General features: G+C 51.1%; 17 protein-coding genes. 13 read left to right on the plus strand and 4 right to left on the minus strand.

Annotated features, from left to right (window positions below):
• Window positions 1–573: 573 nt before the first annotated feature.
• Window positions 574–2382 carry an ABC transporter ATP-binding protein gene (locus C5S61_RS01930; protein ID WP_110513437.1) on the minus strand — a complete coding sequence of 603 codons (1809 nt, stop codon included), beginning with the start codon at window positions 2380–2382 and terminating at the stop codon, window positions 574–576.
• 361 nt (window positions 2383–2743) lie between these two features.
• Here C5S61_RS01930 and C5S61_RS01935 point away from each other — a divergent pair, with 361 nt between their 5' ends.
• Window positions 2744–4114 (plus strand): cytochrome P450, encoded by a 1371-nt coding sequence (locus C5S61_RS01935; RefSeq protein WP_110513438.1) that lies wholly within the window; start codon window positions 2744–2746, stop codon window positions 4112–4114.
• Between the two features lie 116 nt (window positions 4115–4230).
• Window positions 4231–5664 (plus strand): glycoside hydrolase family 13 protein, encoded by a 1434-nt coding sequence (locus C5S61_RS01940; protein ID WP_110513439.1) that lies wholly within the window; start codon window positions 4231–4233, stop codon window positions 5662–5664.
• 49 nt (window positions 5665–5713) lie between these two features.
• Here C5S61_RS01940 and C5S61_RS01945 read toward each other — a convergent pair whose 3' ends face one another.
• The gene (locus tag C5S61_RS01945) at window positions 5714–7387 is read right to left on the minus strand and encodes a ribonuclease H-like domain-containing protein (protein WP_164689167.1); all 1674 of its coding nucleotides are present in this window, start codon (window positions 7385–7387) and stop codon (window positions 5714–5716) included.
• A 392-nt stretch (window positions 7388–7779) separates the two neighbouring features.
• Window positions 7780–10083 carry a transglycosylase SLT domain-containing protein gene (locus C5S61_RS01950; RefSeq protein ID WP_164689168.1) on the minus strand — a complete coding sequence of 768 codons (2304 nt, stop codon included), beginning with the start codon at window positions 10081–10083 and terminating at the stop codon, window positions 7780–7782.
• A 224-nt stretch (window positions 10084–10307) separates the two neighbouring features.
• On the opposite strand from C5S61_RS01950, the gene C5S61_RS01955 reads away from it, so the two are divergent.
• Entirely contained in the window at window positions 10308–10688 is a 381-nt protein-coding gene (locus C5S61_RS01955; protein WP_110513442.1) for a DUF4180 domain-containing protein, read from the plus strand.
• On the opposite strand, the gene C5S61_RS01960 is transcribed toward C5S61_RS01955, so the two are convergent.
• Window positions 10667–11572, minus strand: a complete 906-nt coding sequence (locus C5S61_RS01960) for an ATP-grasp domain-containing protein (RefSeq protein ID WP_110513443.1) — start codon at window positions 11570–11572, stop codon at window positions 10667–10669. The genes C5S61_RS01955 and C5S61_RS01960 overlap by 22 nt on opposite strands.
• A 515-nt stretch (window positions 11573–12087) precedes the next feature.
• On the opposite strand from C5S61_RS01960, the gene C5S61_RS01965 reads away from it, so the two are divergent.
• The 10 genes from C5S61_RS01965 to C5S61_RS02010 all read left to right on the plus strand — a co-directional run bounded on the left by C5S61_RS01965 (window position 12088) and on the right by C5S61_RS02010 (window position 21875).
• Window positions 12088–12444, plus strand: a complete 357-nt coding sequence (locus C5S61_RS01965) for an NADH-quinone oxidoreductase subunit A (RefSeq protein ID WP_054534147.1) — start codon at window positions 12088–12090, stop codon at window positions 12442–12444.
• Window positions 12435–12974 (plus strand): NADH-quinone oxidoreductase subunit B, encoded by a 540-nt coding sequence (locus C5S61_RS01970; RefSeq protein ID WP_110513445.1) that lies wholly within the window; start codon window positions 12435–12437, stop codon window positions 12972–12974. The genes C5S61_RS01965 and C5S61_RS01970 overlap by 10 nt, the downstream gene beginning before the upstream one ends.
• A gap of 146 nt (window positions 12975–13120) precedes the next feature.
• Complete coding sequence (locus tag C5S61_RS01975) at window positions 13121–13636, plus strand: NADH-quinone oxidoreductase subunit C (protein ID WP_110513446.1); 516 nt, start codon at window positions 13121–13123, stop codon at window positions 13634–13636.
• 6 nt (window positions 13637–13642) lie between these two features.
• Window positions 13643–14911, plus strand: a complete 1269-nt coding sequence (nuoD, locus tag C5S61_RS01980) for an NADH dehydrogenase (quinone) subunit D (RefSeq protein ID WP_110513447.1) — start codon at window positions 13643–13645, stop codon at window positions 14909–14911.
• Window positions 14912–14925: 14 nt separating this feature from the next.
• Complete coding sequence (locus tag C5S61_RS01985) at window positions 14926–15450, plus strand: complex I 24 kDa subunit family protein (RefSeq protein WP_110513448.1); 525 nt, start codon at window positions 14926–14928, stop codon at window positions 15448–15450.
• A 91-nt stretch (window positions 15451–15541) separates the two neighbouring features.
• Window positions 15542–16810 (plus strand): NADH-quinone oxidoreductase subunit NuoF, encoded by a 1269-nt coding sequence (gene nuoF / locus C5S61_RS01990; protein ID WP_110513449.1) that lies wholly within the window; start codon window positions 15542–15544, stop codon window positions 16808–16810.
• Window positions 16811–16880: 70 nt separating this feature from the next.
• Complete coding sequence (locus C5S61_RS01995) at window positions 16881–17294, plus strand: GxxExxY protein (protein ID WP_164689169.1); 414 nt, start codon at window positions 16881–16883, stop codon at window positions 17292–17294.
• Between the two features lie 94 nt (window positions 17295–17388).
• Window positions 17389–20130: an NADH-quinone oxidoreductase subunit NuoG gene (gene nuoG, locus C5S61_RS02000; RefSeq protein ID WP_110513451.1), complete on the plus strand. Its 2742-nt coding sequence runs from the start codon at window positions 17389–17391 to the stop codon at window positions 20128–20130.
• A gap of 3 nt (window positions 20131–20133) precedes the next feature.
• Complete coding sequence (gene nuoH / locus C5S61_RS02005) at window positions 20134–21207, plus strand: NADH-quinone oxidoreductase subunit NuoH (RefSeq protein WP_110513452.1); 1074 nt, start codon at window positions 20134–20136, stop codon at window positions 21205–21207.
• A gap of 119 nt (window positions 21208–21326) precedes the next feature.
• The gene (locus C5S61_RS02010) at window positions 21327–21875 is read left to right on the plus strand and encodes a GNAT family N-acetyltransferase (protein ID WP_110513453.1); all 549 of its coding nucleotides are present in this window, start codon (window positions 21327–21329) and stop codon (window positions 21873–21875) included.
• Window positions 21876–21907 lie beyond the last annotated feature (32 nt).

Below are 21907 nucleotides of genomic sequence, written 5' to 3' on the forward strand. Positions count from 1 at the left end.
GTGTGCGAAAGATTGATCCACGAAGGACACGAAGCGCACGAAGGATATTTTAGCCACGAATTCCACGAATGGTTCTTTTTTAGCCACAGATGAACACAGATTGGCTCAGATTATTGTTCCACTAGCCCAAAGCCTATTGCCAATAGCCATGGTTCCTCTGCGCCTCTGCGTTAAAAATAGTAATCCACGAAGGACACGAAGCGCACGAATGATTTTTTCGCCACAGATTAGCACAGATTTATTTGATTATGCTTCCGATAGCCAATAGTTGTACTGGTACATCACGTAACCATTGTCTGATCCCCTCACCCCAACCCCTCTCCCGTGCTCGGGCGAGGGGCTTTAATCGTGCGGTTCTGTCGCGATGTTTGATACAACACGGTCGGCTCCCCCTCGCCCGCGTCCAGTGGGAGAGGGGGCTGGGGGGTGAGGGGATCATGCTCGTCCCAATAGCCAATAGCCAATAGCCAATAGCCATGGTTCCTCTGCGTTAAAATTCTGCTCCTGATTTTGATCTCTGAATCTATGCTCTATGCTCTATGCTCTTTGCTCTTCAGCCCTCATCCTTCATCCTTACTCTTTTGCCCCCGACTCGATGTACTCAAGGCTTTGGTGGCGGAAGTAGGTGTTATACAATTCGGCATAGTGGCCATTTTGGTCGAGCAAACCTTCGTGGCTGCCTGTCTCGATAATTTCGCCTTTGCGCAACACAATGATGCGATCTGCATGGCGTACGGTCGAGAGTCGGTGCGCAATCACAATTGCCGAGCGATTCTGCAAAATCACATCAAGCCCTTCTTGAATCAAGGCTTCGGTCAGCGGATCGATGCTCGCCGTCGCTTCATCGAGAATCACAATTGCTGGATTTTGCAATAGCACCCGTGCTAGAGCTACCAATTGGCGTTGCCCAAGCGAAAGATTGCCGCCACGCTCGCCAACATCAGTATCCAAGCCGCTGGGCAAGCTTCCAAGCCAATCGCCGCCGCCAACGAGCCGCGCCACGGTTTGCACTTCATCATCAGAGGCATCGGGCTTGCCATAGCGAATGTTCTCGCGCACATTGCCATCAAACAAAAACGGGGTTTGAGTCACAATCCCCAGTTGGCTGCGATAATCGCCAAGATCAAGATCGCGAATATCCACGCCATCGATCTCGATGCTGCCGCCCTGAAACTCGTAGAAACGAGCGATCAACTTGGCAATACTCGATTTGCCTGAACCAGTATGCCCAACCAAGGCAATCGTCTCGCCTGGCTGAATTTCAAGCGAGAAATTACGCAGCACTGGCTCTTCAGGCGTATAGCTGAAATTTACATGCTTGAAGTTAATGCGGCCACGCACTGGGGTGATTTTGAGATTGTTGTTTTGCACTACATTCGATTCGGCATCGATCAAGGCAAATACTCGCTCGCCAGCAGCCAAGCCTAATTGAAATTGGCTCCAGAACGAAGCAATGCTAGTCAAGGGAAACCAGAACATAGTAAGACCTTGGACAAACAAGAACCAATCGCCAACCGACAAACTGCCTGCATCAACCGTCACCGCGCCCCAGTACACCAGCAAGGCCGTACCAATGCCGGCCAAGCCATTCATCAAGGGAAAAATACTGCTAAACACAAAGCGGGTTTTTTGATTGACGCTGCGCGATTTCTCGTTGACTTCGTGAAACTCGCGAAAAATTACTGGCTCTTGGCGAAAGGTTTTGGCCACGCCAATCCCACTGACCGTTTCTTGAATATGGCTGCTAACGGTCGCCGTCATGCGCCGCGATTGAGTGATGGTCGTGCGCGCAATTTTACGAAAAGCCAAGGCGAAGAAAAAGATAATTGGGGCAAAGCCAAGCATGGTGAAGGTCAAGGTAATATTGATTGTAAACAGATAAGCAATCAACAAACTGACCAGCAACAAGCGGCTGAGCAAATCAAGCGTTAGCGTCATTACCTGTGAAAAGGCTTGCGTATCGGAGTTGACCCGACTAACGACTTTGCCCGATTGAAACGTATCGTAGAACGACATATCGCGCTCAAGCACAGCATCGCAGGCATCTTCGCGCAAGGCCAACACGACATCGCCAACCGCACGGCTGGAAAGTTGCTGGCGCACGGCATTAAACACCCAAGCCAAAGTCGCGATCAGGGTTAAGCCAATTGCCAAGTAGATAAACGTGCTCATGCTGCGGTTCTCTTGCAGCTGATCGAGGCTGATTGAAACAAAAATTGGCAATGCTGTATCGAGCACTGCATTCAAAAAAATCGCCCCTGCCGCAATTGCCATAGCGCGGCGTTGAGGCGTGAAATAGTGCATAATGCGGCGCAACAGTTGACCATCGCTATAGGTACGGTCATAGGCCTCTGCATCAAGCCCATCCATAATAAAACCCATAATTTCACCCCAGGTAGCTCAGATTTGCTGGTTAAGACTTTGTTAGTATCGGTGATTTTCGCTAAACTCACTACCGCCCAAAGTCGGATATAACCCGCTGATCTTAAAGGATGAATTATGAATTATGAGGGATGAAGGGATCAGAGGTCAGTCTGATGGCTATTGGCTATTGGCTCTGGGCTAACGGAACAGTGATTGAAATTTCCAATAATCCCCGATAGCCAAAAGCCTATAGCCTCATTTCCTTCGCGATCTTCGCGGTTTCAATCCTTCATGGATCACGATACTAGTCAATGCCAATTACTTCGTGTTATAGTGATGCGAGGTATGCTGAACCTTTTTAAGGATTTGCGGAGGTGTTATGACTGTCCAACAAATGCTCTGGAAGAGTGGCCCAACCGATGCGCCATTACCTCCCCTTGCAGATGGCTCATTTTTGGTCGGCAGCATGCAGGCAATGCTCAGCGATCCAACCGATTTTATGGTCAAGCAGTATCAAAAATTTGGCCCAATTTTTCGCATTAAGGCCTTAAATAATAAATTCACCGTCATCGCTGGCCCTGAGGCTTGCTTGTTTCTGGCGCGCGAAGCGTCGAAGCACTTTAGCTCGTGGGATACATGGCACTCGCTCGATGCTGAAATGGGCGCATCGCAATCATTAATTAGTGTTGATGGTGAGCAACATTCACGGCTGCGGGCCTTGGAAAAACGTGGCTACAGTCGCCAAACCATCGAAACTCAGTTTCCCGCAGTGCTGAATGTAATCAATGGCTTTTTGGATCAATGGCCAGTTGGCACATCGCAGGTCACTGTCCCCCAACTCCAGCGCTTGATTACCGATGAATTGGGCATGTTGATCGCAGGTCAAGGCCCAGGCGAGTATATCGACGACGTACGGACGTTCGTGCGCATTGCCTTGATGACCCACATCACCCGCCAACGGCCAGGCTTTCTGCGGCTGCTGCCGCAATATCGTCGCGCCCGTGACCGTAGCCTTGAATTAAGTCAGAACGTACTCGATGCCCACCGCAATGGTAAACGCGATCCCAATCGCCCACCAAGCCTAATCGACGATATTATTGCTGCAACCAATGATCCAACGCTCATGCCTGAAGGCGATTTGGTCATGACTGCCTTGGGACCATACATCGCAGGCTTGGATACAGTGGCCAATACGATGTCATTCTTGATGTATGTATTGACCACCAAGCCCGAACTTTACGAACAAGTTGAGGCCGAGGCCGATGCATTATTTGCCAATGGCGTGCCTGAGCCAGCAGATTTGCGCAAAATGGATGTGCTGCATCGAGTAGTGCTCGAAAACTTCCGTATGTATCCGATTGCGCCAGCAGTGCCACGCACGGTCAAAGCACCCTTTGAATTTGGCGGCTATCGGGTTGATGTCGGGACAAGGATGCTGGTTGGCACATCGATTGGCCACTTCTTGCCCCATCTTCACCCTGAGCCAGAAAAATTCGATATTGATCGCTATCTTGCGCCGCGCAACGAGCATCGAATTCCTGGCGCGTTTGCACCATTCAGCACTGGCTCGCACACCTGCTTGGGCGCTGGTTTGGCCGAAGTGCAAATTATGTTAACCACCGCTGCCTTGCTGCACTACGCTAAATTTGAAGCCGACCCAATTGATTACAAGCTCAAAAAGGTTTTTGCGCCAACGCCCGCCCCCGACAATACATTCAAATTGCGCTTCGTCAAACGCCGCAATCACTAAGTTAATCCAAATTCAGCTTAGCAATCGGCATGGATGCGCATCCATGCCGATTTTTATCGTGAGGCTGCTTGCTTGTGGTACCATACGCTGCGAAGCCACAACCAACAGGAGCACTTATGACAACCAGCGATTGGCAAACGCCCGAATGGGTCAAACATGCCGTTTTTTATCAGATTTTCCCTGAGCGCTTTGCCAATGGCGATCGCAGCAATGATCCAGCCAATGTGCAGCCTTGGGGCACCAGCCCAACCCTCTATAACTATATGGGCGGCGATTTGCAAGGGATTATCGACCAACTTGATTATTTGGTTGAGCTTGGGATTAATGCCTTATATCTTAACCCAATTTTTCAAGCCACAACCTCGCATAAATATAATACCTTCGATTATTTCAAGATTGATCCGCATTTTGGTACGATCGAAACGTTTAAAACCTTGTTGAACGAAGCGCATCAGCGTGGCATTAAAGTTATTCTGGATGCGGTATTTAATCACTGTGGACGTGGTTTTTTTGCTTTTCACGATGTAATCGAAAATGGTGTGCATTCGCCGTATACCAATTGGTTTCATGTCACGCGCTTTCCAATTCACCCCTACGAATCGCGCTATCCAGCCAATTATCGCACATGGTGGGATTTTCGCGAGCTGCCAAAATTCAACACCGATAATCCTGCGGTGCGCAAATATTTGCTCGATGTTGCGCGCTATTGGATTGAATTGGGTATCGATGGTTGGCGCTTGGATGTGCCAAACGAAATTGATGATCATAATTTTTGGCGTGAGTTTCGCACAATCGTTAAATCTATCAATCCAGAAGCCTATATTGTGGGGGAAATTTGGACTGATGGCTCAGCATGGCTGCAAGGCGATCAATTTGATGCAGTGATGAATTATCTGTTTCGTGATTTATGTACTGATTTCTTTGCCAGCTATAGCATGCGCGCTGCCGATTTTGCCGCAGGCATCGACCATTTAATTGTCCGTTATCAGCCACAAGTGACCTATGTGCAATTTAATTTGCTTGGTTCGCACGATACTGCACGCTTTTTGAGCGTGGCTGAGAGTGCAGGTAAATGGGCATTGGAACGCATGAAACTAGCGATATTATTCAAATTAATTTTCCCAGGTGCGCCATGCATTTATTATGGCGATGAAATTGGCTTGCATGGCGGCAAAGATCCCGATTGTCGCCGCTGTTTCCCGTGGGATCAACCACAAACCTGGCAAACCGAGCTGCAAACTTGGACGAAACAGTGGGTCAAGTTTCGCCATGAGTACCCAGCCTTGCGTACTGGCCATTATGCCACCCTCTTCGCCGACAACGATATGAATATTTTTGCCTGCGCGCGCTGGGATGAACAAAGCCAATTTGTAATTGTGTTGAACAACAATCAAACCCCATGGGCGCTCGATTTACCGCTGCATGGCCAATTGCCAAGCGTAACCCAGTATCGCGATGTGAGCAGTGGCGAGCTGTATAGCGTTGCTGAGGGCAAAATTCGCGAGGTGGCGCTGGCTCCATGGAAGCATTTGGTGTTGCAAGCTGTTTAATTCGAGGTGGGCTGCATGTGTTTGTGCAGCCCATCATTGCTAAATTCGATCAATGCGCAACATCATCGGCGCGCAGCCAGGCCAAAATTTTCCATGTGGCGCGACAATCGGCCTCTAAGTAGCGGCTGAGCAATTGCATTTCGGCGCTGGCCCGGGCCTCAGCTTGGCGATAAGCATACCAACCAACTAACTGCGCTTGTGCGCCATCAGCCAAATCGGTTGGCCATGCTGGGTCATATTGGGCATCAAGGGTCGCCAAGGCTTTGGCAATGCTCTTGAGCGAATAATCCCACGCGCCAGGCACAGCACAAGCATTATTTACCAGCACATTTTTCAAATCGAACCATGGCAAATTGAGCAAGATATGATCGTTGGGCAATTGATGGCGTGCAGCAGCGTGGCGGCATTCAACAGGCTCTGCGTTGTGCCAATGGTAAAGCACAGCTTGGTCGAGTTGATTGTTGGTTTGGGCCTGTAAAATTGCAATAAATTCGGCCAAAAGCGCTTTTTCAGCGGCATGATCTTCGCGCTCGGCGATACATTCGCGATAGTGCCACTGCCCATCAGCAAGCCAACCAATGCCAATCATAAAGATCATGGGCGTGCCTTTGAGCTGGGGCCATTGCTGCTCAAAATCAACATTGAGATTGCTGAAAAACTCGAAATCAACAAAAAATTCCCATTGTTTGGCGGCGGGGGCAATGTTTGGCGCACGTAAAGCCATGCCCGTATGATTGGCCTGCATAATCGCCTTCATCGGGTCGGGAAACTTCATAATGCCCTTGGGAATGCTCTGGCTGGCGGCATTCATCAGGCCCAACAGGGTCGTAATGCCAGCTTTGACTAATTTTTGTTGCGCGGTTGGCCCAATATTCCACAGCCGCAACATCTCGCCGCCTGGTTGACGTTGGCGAATTTGAGCGCGAGCTTTGCTCCAGCGTTCATCGCTCACATTGGGGTTCAGCTGCACAATTGGGTCATTCCACGGCACATATTGGCCGCCAACGCGCACAATTTCAAAATAACGCTCGCAATGTTCGCGAATATCAGCATCAAGCGGCTGGCCAAGCTGCACTTCAATTGGAATCGGAATTGGATTATGTAAACGATCGCGGGTGATTAAGAAGGCATGCTGGGGCATAATGCCCTGAATCTGGCCCAACATATAGCTGTACATCCGCGTTTGGGCGCTGTAGCAACTCAAATCGGCAGCCTTCTCGCGCTTATCGAGATTGCTGGAAAACTTCAAATCGAGCACCAAATAATGCTCAGTGTCGCCAACCAAATGCGCTTGTTCTGGGTAGCGCTCACGAAACCACGAACTGAGCACAATCAAATCGGGTGTGCCAAAAATCCGCTCAGCAGGCCACCACAAGGCTGGTTGGGCAATCACGGGCACGCCAGCTTGAATCAGATCAAGTGTTTGCAACACTCGCTGCGCTTCGCGACCCTCGTAGGGCTGATCACACACCTGAACTGCTTCGGGGGCATTGCGTTTAAGCCAGGCTTGCTCAAATTGTTGGCCTTTTTCGGCCAAAAAATCCAAAAAGGCATAACTAGGGGTTTCGGGGGCAAACCCATGGGCCGCGCCATGATGCTCAAGCCAAATCGCTGCGGGATCATTCAGGTAGAGTGCCCGAATTTTGGTTGGCGGCAGCCAATCGTCACCTACGATGGCTTGCGTTTCTAACACTACCCGCAGATCGTTCGATACGTGGAGCATACAACATCCCTCTGGTACAGCTGACAAATACCGTAAGCATACCATAAGATAAGTATGAAGGATGAATTATGAAGGCAGAAGGCAAAAATCAAAAAGGGGAAAAGAGCAGAGAACAGAAAAGGATGCAGGATGAGGGATGAAAATAAAATCAAAAGGCAGAAGTCAAAAGTCAAAAAAGAATAGAGGGCAGAGAACTTGGTTAAAGGATGAAGGCAAAAATCAAAAGGCAGCAGGCAAAAAGAACAGAGAGCAGAGAACATAGGATCAAAACTTAACCTTCGCGCTCTTCGCGTCCTTCGCGGTTTCGTTCTTCGTGCCCTTCGTGTCCTTCGTGGATCAAAACTGATGATCCCCAAATCTTATGCTCTATGCTCTATGTTCTATGTTCTTCTTTACGGTTGCTGATACAAGCGCCGATAGGCTCCATAGTTGGCATACACAATCTCAACATAGTGGCGAGTTTCGGCATAATCGATAATTTCAATAAAGCGGTCGGGATCGGCCACAATGCGGCCATCGGCCCAACGCTCTGCATTGCCAGGCCCGCCATTGTAGGCAGCAAACGCACCTGGCAAACTACCGTTCATATATTCAATTTGAGCATCAATGTAATAAGCGCCAAAGCGAATCGAGGTCACCGGATTATACAAATCATCGACGCTAAAGCCTTGGATGCCTAAATTTTGGGCAATGCCCTCGCCAGTGGTTGGCATTACTTGGGCTAAGCCGCGCGCCCCAACCCACGAGGTAGCATTGGGATTGAAAATACTCTCTTGGCGCATCACGGCATACAGCACCCGTGGATCAAGCCCAAATTCTTGGCTCTTGGTGATCATGGCGCTGGGATAGGGCGTTGGATAGAGTAATTGGCGAATGGCCACACTTGGCTCACCAGCTTCAATCGGCGCAAGCTGCACCAAACGCTGGGCCGTAGTCACCGCTGCATACGGCTTATCGCTGCGCATCGCAGCCAACGCTACTCGATAGATGCTAAATGGATTATCCAAGGCAGCATCGCGAGCCGCAATCCACTCTGCTTGAGCTTCACTATGCAAATCTGTCCAACTTAATTCCTCGGCGCGCAAACTATATGGCTCAGTATCCAAGGTATCGCTGGTTGGCGCAGTCGACCATGTGGCGATCCATTGCCAGCCTGATTGCTCGGCCTCAGGGCTAATCGGCGCGCCAATCGGCAATTGGTCGCCATCGTTGATATTGAGTGCATCGGCAACCCGCGCCGCATAATATGAATTTGGATCAGCAGCTTGAGCCGAGCGCAATAATTGCTCGCCTTTTTCGCGATTGCCACGGCTAATTTCCAAACGGCCAAGCCAATAATAGCCTTCGGCGCGCGGTGGGCCAATATTGCTATCGCCCAACAATTGCCAAACAGCCGCCGCCTGCTCAACTTGGCCTGTATCCCACGCATAACGACCTACGGCATGCAAGGATTGTTGGCCTTCGCGGCTCCATGGGTAGCGCTGGCCAAGCATAATTTGGGCATTGGCCGTCGCCGCAGGGTCGCCGCTCCACGAGGTAATTTCGACCACACGACGCAAGGCTTCGGGGGCTAATGGATCATCGGGGTAGCTATCGGCAAAGGCTAAATAGGCCAAGCGCGAGCCTTCGCGATCACCTGCTTGGCCTTGGGTCTGAATCGCATCGAGCCGCGATTGGCGGCCAATTGGCAAGTCAGCAAAGCGTTCGGCGATGCTATTGAAGCCTGCTTGTGCGCCAGCAAAATCATTGAGTTGGCGCAAGGCCAAAGCCCGTTTGCGCTCGATTTCAGCGCCTTCCTCGCCACTCAGGCCATTGGCAAGCACTTGGTCGAACAAACTCACCGCATCAAGATACTCACCATGGCTGTAGGCAATGCCTGCGGCTGCCAGCACTGGGGTTGATTCGCCCAAGGCTGCCAATTCATCAAGCGCAATTGGTGCTTCGCCCATAGTCGGGTGCTGGTTGATGATTTCGCGTAGCCATGTTTTGGCTTGCTCAGTGTTACCCAAGTTTCGGGCACGGCGCGCTGCATCAAGCAAAGTTGTGGCGCGAAAGCTCGGTGTGCGGGCAAAGCTCAAAATTACTTCAAGCTGGGCTAGGGCTTGGGCTGGCTGACCAGTTTGATCATAAAATTCGAGCGCTTTGTTGAGGCTCGCCACTCGTTCAGGTCCGGCCATATCGTAGCGACCGCTAGCAGCGTAGGCCGCAATCGCCTGATCGGTTTGGTTGGTTGCTTGCAGCTGGGCGGCGCGGCGCTGGGCAGCATAGCCACTCAACAAACCTTTGAGGTCTTCATATTGTTGATAGGCTTGGATGGCCACCGTATGATCGCCTTGAATTTCGGCGACGCGGCCTAATAAAAACAAGGCGCGCAAATGCCATTGATCATGAATTTGCTCGTTGATAAACGAACTTAATTGCGACCAAGCTGCTGGCCAATCGTGGCGCAAAAAGGCACTATAGCCAATGCCAAACTTGGCAACTCGCGCTTCGGGTGCATCGGGATATTGCAACAACACCTGTTGATAATCGCTCAAGGCCTGATCAACTTGATCGGCCTGTTGATGTTGCTCTGCTTGTTGCAACAATTGGGCAGGCGACGGCAGCGGCGTAGGCGTTGGTTGGCCGACAACATCGCGGCTACAACTTGCTAACAGCAACACTATTAATGCTACTTGAGGAAATTTTTTAAGCATAAGAATCTCATCGCGCTTCATAGAAGCCATTGTAGCATAGCGAGCTTGCAAACTTCGTGCCAACTAGCTAAGAACTTGGTGAGATTTTGCAGTATTTCGCTTAACAATCGCTAAATCCATCTTCAAGCCCAAGCGAGATGCGCCCCAAGACCTAGACCAATTGGGCTTGGCTATGGTTCAATGGTTAGGTTGATATTGTATCTCTAGAATAAGGAGCATCGCTGATGGAGCTTCAGCTTGTCGAAAAACCGCCGCTACGCTACCTAATTGGCCAGCAACAGCAACCAGTTTTGCAAAAACTGAGTGAAATTAACGAGCTTTTAGAATATTGCTTTGGCGAAAATTGCGATAATTTAGCCTTGTATCCTGAAAATTTAACTGCTGGCTTTTTTGATTTAAGCAGTCGTGAAGCTGGCGAAATTTTAACCAAGCTGCGCCAATATAGCATTCACGCAGCAATTATTGTTGATTTAAGCACCTATGCCCATAGCCAATATTTTGCTGAAATGGCCTACGAAGAAAACAAACGTGGCTTTTGCTATTTCTGCGCTACCGTTGCAGAAGCAGAGGCTTGGTTTGCCCATCACGTGGCTGCCAAGCGTTGAGCCAAAGCGTGCAAAAACTCGTGGGCGCTGGCATGGTCGGGTAAGCCTGAAACTTGACCATCGCCAAGCTCAATAATCAGCCAAGCGCCGGTTTGGGTTAGCGCCAGATCCAATGTCCAAAAACGGCTTTGTACCTGTTGGGCAAGCTCGGCATAACGCGCCCAATCTGGGGTTGGCTGGCTTGGCTGATGATCCCAGTAGGGTGTGGCCCAGAGCAACCTGCCATCCAGCCAAAAGCTGCGATATTCGTAGGCCAAGGCGAGGCCGCTTTGCTGGTGGGCTTGCCAAATTTCCAGCGCATGCCAAGCGCGGAGCACCACGCCACCAACCAAATCGGCTCCTTGGCGCTCAATAAAGGTCTGAATCACCTTGGCACTTTGGGCTTGGTCGCTAGCATTGGGAATAAAACAAGCTTCATGCCATTCGTACTTGCGCGATTTCACGTAATCTTTGATGATCAACGCCTGCTGGCCAAAAGAGCCTGCTGCCTCGTGCGCAATGCTGGCTGCATCCAAGCCCTGAGCTTGGGGAAACACGATGCTGGCAGGCGTTTGATTACCAAGCAACGGCAACACATTGGGCAAATGATGGCAATGTGTATAGCTGGCGGGGTCATTAATTAATTGATAATTTCTGGCAGCCAAGCCGTTGCTTAACTGCTGATACTGGTCAAGGCTCAGCATCCAACCGCGATAGACCGCCAAGGTTGGGGCAGTGGCGGTAGGCACACGGCGCAAGGCCTGCTTAATCGCGCCATCGATCAAGGCCTCAAGATCAATCACAGCCCACGCCAGCCCAAGTTGCTCGGCAGCCACCGCTTCCGCAGCATAGACCGGCTCAACCTGGGGCAGATTAAATGGTTCGCCAGGAAAAAGTAATAGCATAATGCACCATTATACATGCTCCTCAAAGAGCCAGAAACCACGAAGAACACGAAGAGCACGAAGAACATTTTTTCGCCACAGATTGCACAGATTCGCGTGATTATTGTTCCAATAGCCCAAAGCCTAGAGCCTGAACCCTCGCCCCTTCATCCCTCATCCTTAATTATTTTAGCCACGAATTCCACGAATTGCACCAATGAGGTTCCGATAGCCAAAAGCCCAGAGCCTACAACCTGAACCCCAGCCCCTGACCCCTGATCCCTGATCCCTACTCCTATGTTCTATGTTCTATGTTCTTTGCTCTTGTCTTCATCCCTCATCCCTCATCCTTCATCCTTTTATCGCGCTACTCAAAATTGGCCGAATCGAGTATGATAGGGGCTAGAATGCAAAGTCAATTTAGCCGCGTCAGATTGCCGCAAAACGCGGATGAGCCTACTTTGTCCTTTTTGACACAATCATCAATAGGGATATAATTCTTTATGCCGATTGTGTCCGTGCCGGAGGAGCAGCTTATGCTACGGCCATTTTTGCCGATCTTCATTATCTTTGTTGTAGGGGTGGTCATTCCAGTTGCAGCCTTAGTGCTGTCAGCCATCCTTGGCCCCAAAAAGGCAACAAAGCGCAAACTCATCCCTTACGAATCGGGGATGACCCCGCTGGGCGAAGCAATGCAACGGATGCCAGTCCGTTTCTATGTGGTTGCCATGCTGTTCATCTTGTTCGATATTGAAATTATCTTTTTAATGCCCTATGCACTCTATTTCCGTCAAATGGGCCTATTTGGGCTAGCCGAAATGGGCGCGTTTATGGGCATTCTGCTAGTTGGCTTTATCTACATCTGGCGGAAGGGAGCGCTCCGATGGGATTAGAAGAAAAAGCTGGCGACTTGGGGATTGTCACCACAACCCTCGAAGGGGTCGTCAACTGGGGTCGCACCAAGGCCATGTGGCCGATGTTGTTTGGTTTGGCGTGCTGCGCAATCGAAATGATGGCGGGCCAAGCCTCAAATTACGACATGTCACGCTTTGGGCTTGAATTGATGCGCGCCTCACCGCGCCAAGCAGATTTGATGATTGTCGCTGGGCGGGTGAGCCGTAAAATGGCTCCAGTCTTGCGCCGCCTCTACGACCAAATGCCAGAACCCAAGTGGGTTGTGGCCATGGGCGATTGCGCCTCGTGTGGTGGGGTCTACAACAACTATGCCATCGTGCAAGGGGTTGATGAAATTGTGCCAGTCGATGTCTATGTTGCTGGCTGCCCACCCCGCCCAGAAGCCTTGATCGACGGGATTTTGCAATTGCACGAAAAGATCAAGCGCGACAAAATTACCGATCATGCCGATGGCAAGCCGGTTCGGATCGAACAAGCAGAACGTGGCGCACTTAAGCCACTTGGCTAAATGTCGCCAATTGCGCGTGGGGCAAGCGGCCTTGATCACCGGCGATCAAGCGCCTTGCCCTACGCCGTATTTGGGACACTCATTACGCTGCCTCCGCCATGGAGCAGCGTCTCGCTGTGGCTACGTCACTCTTCATTGAGGAAGCTATGATAGATAGAGCAACCTTGGAGCAGCGCGTCTCTGCCCAATTCCCTACCGTTCGCATTGGCGATGAAGCAGGCGATCTGTGCTTCACCGTCGAACGTGAGCTGTTGCCAGCAGTCGCTGGTTGGCTACGCGATGAGCCAGATCTCAGCTTTACCTTTTTAAATCAACTCTGCGGGGTCGATTACCTTGGGCGTGAGCCACGCTTTGAGGTCGTTGTGCATTTAACCTCGTTCCAGAATAAAATGCGGGTCACCTTGCATATCGAAGTGCCCGAAGCCGATCCAACGATTCCAACTTTGGCTCTGCTGTTTCCAACTGCCAACTTCCAAGAGCGCGAAACCTACGATATGTTTGGCATCATCTTCACTGGGCATCCTGGCCTCGAACGCATTTTGATGCCTGAAGATTGGTTAGGCCATCCACAGCGCAAAGATCATCCCTTGGGCTATGAGGAAGTGGCCTTCACCCATAACGAAGATTGGATTTACGCCAATAAGCCCTTCGCGAAGGAGTAATGCGCTATGGTGATGCACGCACATGCGTACCCCAATATTGAAATTCCAACACCTTCGCAGATTGCGGCGGTGGCCTTAGATAACGAGCCTGATGAAAATGGCGAGCAATCCATGATTTTGAGCATGGGGCCGCAACACCCTTCAACTCACGGGGTGTTGCGCCTAGCCGTTGAATTGAATGGCGAAAACGTGGTGCAACTTGCGCCCGACGTGGGCTTTTTGCACACTGGCATCGAAAAAACGATCGAAACCAAAACCTACACCAAATCGATTGTACTGACCGACCGCATGGATTACCTTGCGCCAATGTCAAACAATATGGTCTATGTGGCGGCAATCGAAAAGTTGATGAAGCAAGATGTGCCAGAACGCGCCCAAACCTTGCGGGTCTTGTTGCTGGAAATTACCCGCATCAATTCGCACTTGGTTTGGTTGGGCACGCACGCGCTCGACTTGGCAGCAATGAGTGTGTTCTTCTATGCAATGCGCGAACGCGAATACATTCTCGATATTTTCGAGATGCTGACTGGCGCACGCATGATGACCAGTTATTTCCGCGTTGGTGGCTTGGCGTGGGATATTCCCGCCGACTTCATTCCAACCGTGGAAGATTTCTTGACCCACTTTTTGCCCAAGGTCGACGAATACGAAGATTTGTTGACCAACAACTTGCTGTGGAAGCAACGCACCCTCGGCGTAGGCGTGGTCAATGCCGCCGATGCAATTGCGCTTGGTTTATCGGGCGCAAACCTGCGCGCCAGCGGAGTCGATTGGGACTTGCGCAAAACCATGCCCTACAGCGGCTACGAAACCTACCAATTTGATGTGCCAGTTGGCTACAATGGCGATATTTACGACCGCTATCGCTGCCGCGTGCAAGAAATGCGCGAAAGCGTCAAGATTGCCCGCCAAGCGATCGAGCGGCTCAAGCAAATGCATGGCCAGCCCTACATCACCGATAACCGTAAAGTTGCGCCGCCACCAAAGAGCGAAATTACCTACAGCATGGAATCGCTCATTCACCACTTTAAGCTGTGGACGGAAGGCTTCCGCCCACCGCGTGGTTCAGCCTATATGGCAATCGAATCACCACGGGGTGAAATTGGCTGTTATGTGGTGAGCGATGGCACTCCCCAACCATGGCGTGTCCACTTCCGCGCACCTTCATTTATTAATTTGCAAGCCTTGCCCCACATCGCCAAAGGCAAATTGATGGCCGACTTGGTGGCATTGATTGCGAGCATCGATCCGGTGCTTGGGGAAGTGGATCGTTAAGTAAGGAGCCTCTGGTGCTGTACGAACAACACAAGGCTGAAATTGATGGAATTTTGGCCCGTTACCCTGTCGATCGCAAACGCTCGGCCTTGTTGCCGTTGTTATATTTGGCCCAAGATGTCTATGGTCGCTTGAATCGCGATTCGATTCGCGAAGTGGCCGAGATTCTCGATTTGCCCTATACCGATGTTTTTGAGGTCGTAGGTTTTTATACACTCTTTTATAACGAAGACGTTGGCAAGATTGTGCTCGATGTCTGCGACGACGTACCATGCTGCTTCTGTGGTGCTGAAGAGCTGGTCGCCGACTTAGAAAATCGGCTGGGGATTAAAGCTGGCGAAACGACCAAGGATAAGGTCTTTACGCTGCGCCGCGTGAAATGTATTGCCGCTTGCGATCAAGCCCCCGTGCTGCAAGCCAACTTAGAGTTTCACAACCGCGTCTTGCCCGATAAAGTCGAAGCCATGCTCACCAAGCTGCGCAACGATGTCGAATCTGGCAAGCCCGTGAGCATCTCTGGCCGCCTTGCAGAACGCTAGTCTAAGGATGAAGGATGAGGGATGAAGTATGAAATAGCTTCGGTTATGTTCATCCTTCATAATTCATACTTCATAATTCGTGAGGGTGCTTATGCCTAAGACAGAAATCAAAGAACATATTGTGATGCGCAATCGCGATGTTGAAAATATTCGCGATCTCGATGTGTATCTGGCAAATGGTGGGTATGCAATGGCCAAGCAAGCCTTGACCAGCATGACTCCTGCCGCAATTATCGACGAAGTTAAAAAATCGGGCTTGCGCGGTCGTGGCGGCGCTGGCTTCCCCACCGGGGTTAAATGGAGCTTTGTTCCCAAGGAATTAAACCCCAAATATTTGGTGGTTAACGCCGATGAGAGCGAGCCAGGCACGTTCAACAACCACGAAATTATCGACGAAAACCCCCATCAATTGCTCGAAGGGATTGTCATTAGTGCCTTTGCAATTGGAGCAAACGTCGCCTATATCTACATTCGCGGCGAGTTTGCCTATGGCGCACGCTTCCTTGAGCAAAAAATTGCCGAAGCTCGCGAACGTGGCTTGATTGGCAAGAATTTGTTTGGCTCAGGCTACGATGTGGAAATTTATGTCCATCGCGGCGCTGGAGCCTATATTTGTGGCGAAGAAACCGCCTTGCTCGAATCGCTCGAAGGCAAGATTGGCCAGCCACGCTTGAAGCCACCATTCCCAGCAGTCGCTGGTTTGTATGCCAAGCCAACCGTGGTCAACAACGTCGAAACCTTGACCAACGTGCCACGGATTATTGAAAAAGGCGCTGATTGGTTCCGCTCGTTCGGCACCGAAAAATCGCCTGGTACCAAGGCTGTTTCGATTAGCGGCCACGTCAAAAAGCCTGGCAACTATGAAATTCCCTTGGGCATCACGATTCGCGAGTTCATTTTCGAATGGGCTGGCGGCATGCGCGACCCAAATCTGCCCTTGAAGTTCATCATTCCAGGCGGCGCTTCATCCAACTGGCTGACCGAGGAACACCTCGATATACCAATGACATGGGATGATATGGCCGCTGCTGGCACGATGCTCGGCTCAGGCGCGATGGTGGTGCTCGATACCTCGGTTCCAGTTGTGCGGGCGGCTTTGAAGGTCGACGAATTCTTCAAACACGAATCGTGTGGCAAGTGTTCGCCCTGCCGCGAAGGCACGCACTTCTTGGTCAAGGTTTGGGAGCGGATCGACGAAGGCCACGGACGAGTTGGTGATATTGAGTTGCTGGCTGATGTTGGCAAGCAAATGCTTGGCAAGTGTTTCTGCCCACTGGGCGATTCGTCAGTCTCAGCAGTCAATAGCGCGATCAAGTTCTTCCGGCCTGAGCTTGATGCAGCGATTGATGCACAGCACTAAGCATTATTGATCGTTTCAGTATAGTTTTATAACGCACATTTTTAGCCACAGATTGACACAGATGACACAGATGACCATCGATTGGCATTGTGCGAATCAAAAAGGTGTCAAAATGCCTAAATTTATACACGGTGATTTGACCTATACGCTTATTGATGCCGCGATGGAAGTTCATCAGCAACTTGGGCCAGGTCTGCTAGAATCGGTATATCAAAAGGCCTTGGCATATGAACTACAACAACGACATATTCTTTTTGTTGAGCAACAACATTTGCCTGTTTGGTATAAAGAAATCGTTGTTGGCGATTTTATCGCAGATTTTGTGGTTGAGCAGTGCCTCATTGTTGAGATTAAAGCAATTGATCAATTGCATCCCAACCATGTTGCTCAAACACTCAATTATTTATCAATTACCCGATTAGGTATTGCTTTACTGCTAAATTTTGGCAGTACATCATTGCAATATAAGCGTTTGATTCGTTAAATAATCTAATCTGCGCTAATCTGTGCTAATCTGTGGCAAAAAATTCGTGGCTAAAAACTATTGAAACGTACTTTATACAAGAAAGGGCAGCCTCATGCCTGATATGGTTACGTTGACGATTGATGGGCAGACGGTCTCGGTGCCAAAAGGCACCTTGGTCGTCGAAGCTGCCCGTCAGGTCGAAAATCTGATTCCGGTGTTCTGCTATCACCCCAAAATGGCTCCCGTCGGCATGTGCCGGATGTGTGTGGTCAAGGTGGGAACGCCCAAGATGGACCCAGCCACCCGTCAGCCAGTCGTTGACGCTGATGGCAAATCAGTGATTGCGATGATGCCACGCTTGCAAACCGCCTGTACCACGCCCGTCAGCGAAGGTATGGTCGTGGTTACCCAAGATTCCGAAGTTGAGCACGCTCAGCGCGGCGTGTTGGAAGCCTTGCTCACCAGCCACCCACTCGATTGTCCGGTTTGCGATAAGGGCGGCGAATGCCCATTGCAAAACTTGACCATGGGTTGGGGGCCGGGCAAAACCCGCTTCGACTATAACGATAAAGTGCACTTTGAAAAACCAGTGCCACTTGGCGATTTAATTTATCTCGACCGCGAACGCTGTATCTTGTGCGCCCGCTGTGTGCGCTTCCAAGATGAAATTGCTGGCGATCCGGTGCTGGGCTTCTACAACCGTGGCCGCGCTTGGCACATCATCTCGCAATCCGACCCAGAATTTGATAGCAAGTTCTCAGGCAACACCACTGACATCTGTCCAGTGGGCGCGTTGACCTCAGCTGACTTCCGCTTCAAAGCTCGGGTTTGGGAATTGCAGCCAATTCCAACGGTCTGTAATCACTGCTCAGTCGGCTGTAACATGACCTTCGATACCCGCTCGAACGACATCAAACGGGTGATGCCACGCGAAAACGATGCAGTCAACGAAATTTGGCTGTGCGATCGCGGTCGCTTCGGCCATCACTTCAATACCAGCAAGCAACGCCTGACCACGCCATTGGTGCGCAAGGCTGGCAAACTGCAAGAAGCGACTTGGGAAGAAGCTTTGAGCATCGTTGCCCAACAACTTGATGGCATTCGCAGCACCACTGGCGGCAAAGCCATTGGTGGTTTGGCAGGCACATCGTTGGCCAACGAAGATCTCTACGCCTTCCAACGCTTCTTCCGCGAAACGCTTGGCTCGGCAAACATTGATCATCGCTCAGGCTCGGCCTTGGACTTGCCGCTTGACGATGTTGGCGCGCAATATGGCATTCATAGCGGCACCGATCTTTCAACCCTTGGCAAAGGCACGGTTGTGCTGGTGTTTGGCGCAGACCCAGAAGAAGAAGCGCCAGTTCATTTGCTACGGATTCGCGGCATCAACACCCGTGGCGGCAGCGTGATTACGCTCAATGGTCGCCCAACCAAGCTCGATAGTATCGCCAAGCACGCTTTGCGCTACAAATATGGCAGCGAAAGCGCCATTTTGGCAGCCTTGCTCAAGCCATTGCTCGATAGCACGCCAGCCGATGGCAAACGCGCAACCCTGCGCGGCTTCAACGATTTGGTGGCCTCGCTCAAAGGCTTCAATCTCGATGAGCAAGCTGCTGGCATTAGCGCCGATAAGCTCAATGCGGTTGCCGAGCTCATCAACAGCGCCGAAAACTTGGTGATCTTCTATGGTCGCGATGCCTTGACTGCTGGCGCAAGCGTGCCTGCTGGCTTGGCGAACCTCTTGGTGATGACGCGCAAAGCTGGCGCTGCCAATAGCGGCTTGATCAGCTTGCTCAAAGGCGCAAATGCTCGTGGCGCGCTTGATTTGGGCGTACGGCCTGATCGTGGGCCAAATTATGCAGCCTTGAGCAATGCAGGCCTTGATGCCAAGCAAATGCTCAGCGCCGCCCGCGAAGGCAAAATCAAAGCCTTGTATGTAGCTGGGGTTGATCCCGTTGGCGATAATCCTGCTGCTGCCGAGAGCTTGAAGAAGCTTGGTTTGTTGGTTGTGCAAGAGCTGTTCTTGACCGAAACCGCCAAATTGGCCGATGTGGTCTTGCCAGTTTTGAGCGTTGCCGAGCGTGAAGGAACCTACACCAACGCCGAACGCCGCGTGCAGCGCTTCCGCCAAGCAATTCGCCCAACGATCAATGCTCGGCCCGACTGGCAAATTTTGCAAGCCTTGGCCAATCAATTGGTTTCCGAAGCCGTGTTGAGCGCTGCTGGTGGCGATAAGAGCCGCAAGCAAGCCCGCCGCGAAGAAGATAAAGCCCGCGTGCGCAGTGAGTGGACCTATGCTTCGCCAGCAGAAATTCTGATGGACATTCAAGCCAATGTCGCTGGATACAAAGGCGTAAGCTATGCCAGCTTGCAAGGCCCAACTGGCCAATGGGGCCGCCAAGCCAACGAAAACTACTATTTCGATGGCACGTCCTACCAAAATACTGGTGGCTTGGGTGTGCAATTGCCAGCAGCGGTAGAAACCAGCTCAATCCAAACCTTGCAGCCATTCAGCGTGAGCACCCCAGCCAGCGTTGCCGACCGCCCATGGACCTTGGTTGGCGCAACCTTCTTGTATGATGATGGTGCGCTGCTGACCGACACCGACTTGTTGAACAACCGCAAGGCCAAGGCCGTGGTCGCGCTCAACCCAGTTGATGCCGATAAGCTTGGGGTCAAAAATGGCGAGCGTGTGACCGTTAGCTCTGGCCGTGGCAGCCTTAGTTTGCCAGTTCACCGTACCAAACTTGCGCCCGAAGGCGTGGTCGTCGTACCTGTTGGGGTTAATAATGTGGGCTTGGTCAGCGTCGTCGAAGGTGGCGCAACGCCAGTAGCCATTCGTCGGGAGGCCTAGGCCATGCAAGATCGCTCACTATGGGTGATGATTATCCACGCTGTGGTATTAGCATTTGCTGCATTAACCAGCTTTGCCTATCTCACGCTGATGGAACGCAAGGTGTTGGCGCGCTTGCAACATCGGGTCGGCCCTAATCAGGCTGGCCCCAATGGCTATTTGCAACCGCTGGCCGATGCTGTCAAGTTGATGTTCAAAGAAGATATTATGCCATCGACCGCCGATAAATGGGTCTTTACGATTGCTCCCATTTTGGCGACGATTCCGGCTATTGTAATCTTCGCGGTGATTCCGCTTGGCCCCGATTTAGTGGTGTTTGGCGAGCGGATTCCGTTGGCTTTTGCGAGCTTGAACATTGGCTTGCTCTATTTCTTGGCCGTAACCTCAATCGGCGTGTATGGGATTACCCTTGCCGGTTGGGCCTCGAATAACAAGTATTCAATGCTTGGTGGCGTGCGTTCAGCAGCTCAAATGATCAGCTATGAATTGGCCTTTGGGCTTTCGGTGCTGGTTCCAGTGATGTTGACCGCCTCGCGCTCAGCCGACGGCTTTGGCTCGCTCGATTTGGTGCAGATGGTCAACGCGCAGGCTGGCACGTGGCTGGGCTTTATTCCCAAGTGGTTTGTCTTTACGCCAACCGGCTTTGTCGCCTTCTTCTTGTTCTTGATTGCGGCCACCGCTGAAGTGACCCGCGCACCCTTCGACTTGGTTGAAGCAGAACAAGAGTTGGTCGGTGGCTACGCTACCGAATATAGCTCAATGAAGTTTGCGCTGTTCTTCATGGCCGAATATATGAAGCTGATCGCCATGAGCGGCTTTGCAGCAACCATGTTCCTTGGTGGCTGGCGCTTCCCATATCTCGAAGATATTGCAGGTAACTGGGGTGCGTTGGTTGGCTTTGTCGTCATCGCCGCCAAAATCTTCTTCTTCTTGTTCTTGTCGATTTGGGTGCGCGCAAGCTTGCCACGGATTCGCTACGACAAGCTGATGGATTTTGGTTGGAAACGCCTGTTGCCAGTTTCTTTGGCAACCGTCGTGGCAACCGCCGTGATCGTCGTGCTGACCAACCCACTCTAAACCTAAGATTTAGTTTCAAACACTGGTGGAGCAATTCCACCAGTGTTTTTTTATCTCTGCAAGATTTTAGGCCATTTAAGGCTCATTCTTGCTAGCATGTTCGATTTAGGAGAATGGCGATGCTTTTACGTCAAACTGAGCGGCTGCAACTACATGTGCTCGAAGAATATGATGCGCAGCGCGTACTTGCGTTTTATCAGGCCAATGTCGAATTTCGCCGCGCTTGGTCGCCGACGATGGATGCAAACTTTTTGACCCTCGATGGCCAGCGCGAACGCTTGCGCAGCGATCGCATCGGGCGTGATCGCGAGCAGGGCTTAGCCTTATGGTTGACCGAAATCGATCAGCCAGCAATCGTTGGCATGGTTGCCTTGCGCAATATTGTGCGCGGCGCGTTCTGGTCGTGCCATCTTGGCTACGAAATTCATCAAAGCTACGCCAATCGCGGCTATATGAGCGAAGCCTTGCAGGCAGTAATTCAGTATGCGTTTGTCGATTTGCGCCTGCATCGCATCGAAGCCAACATTATGCCGCGCAATCAACGCTCGATTCGAGTGGTCGAAAAACTAGGCTTTGAGCACGAAGGCTTAGCCCGCAAATATCTCAAAATCAATGGCATCTGGGAAGATCATATTCATTATGTGCGCTTAAATGCAGCCGTTGAATAAGGATGAAGGATGAATTATGAGGGATGAATTAT

Source organism: Herpetosiphon llansteffanensis (assembly GCF_003205875.1).
GTDB classification, from domain to species: domain Bacteria; phylum Chloroflexota; class Chloroflexia; order Chloroflexales; family Herpetosiphonaceae; genus Herpetosiphon; species Herpetosiphon llansteffanensis.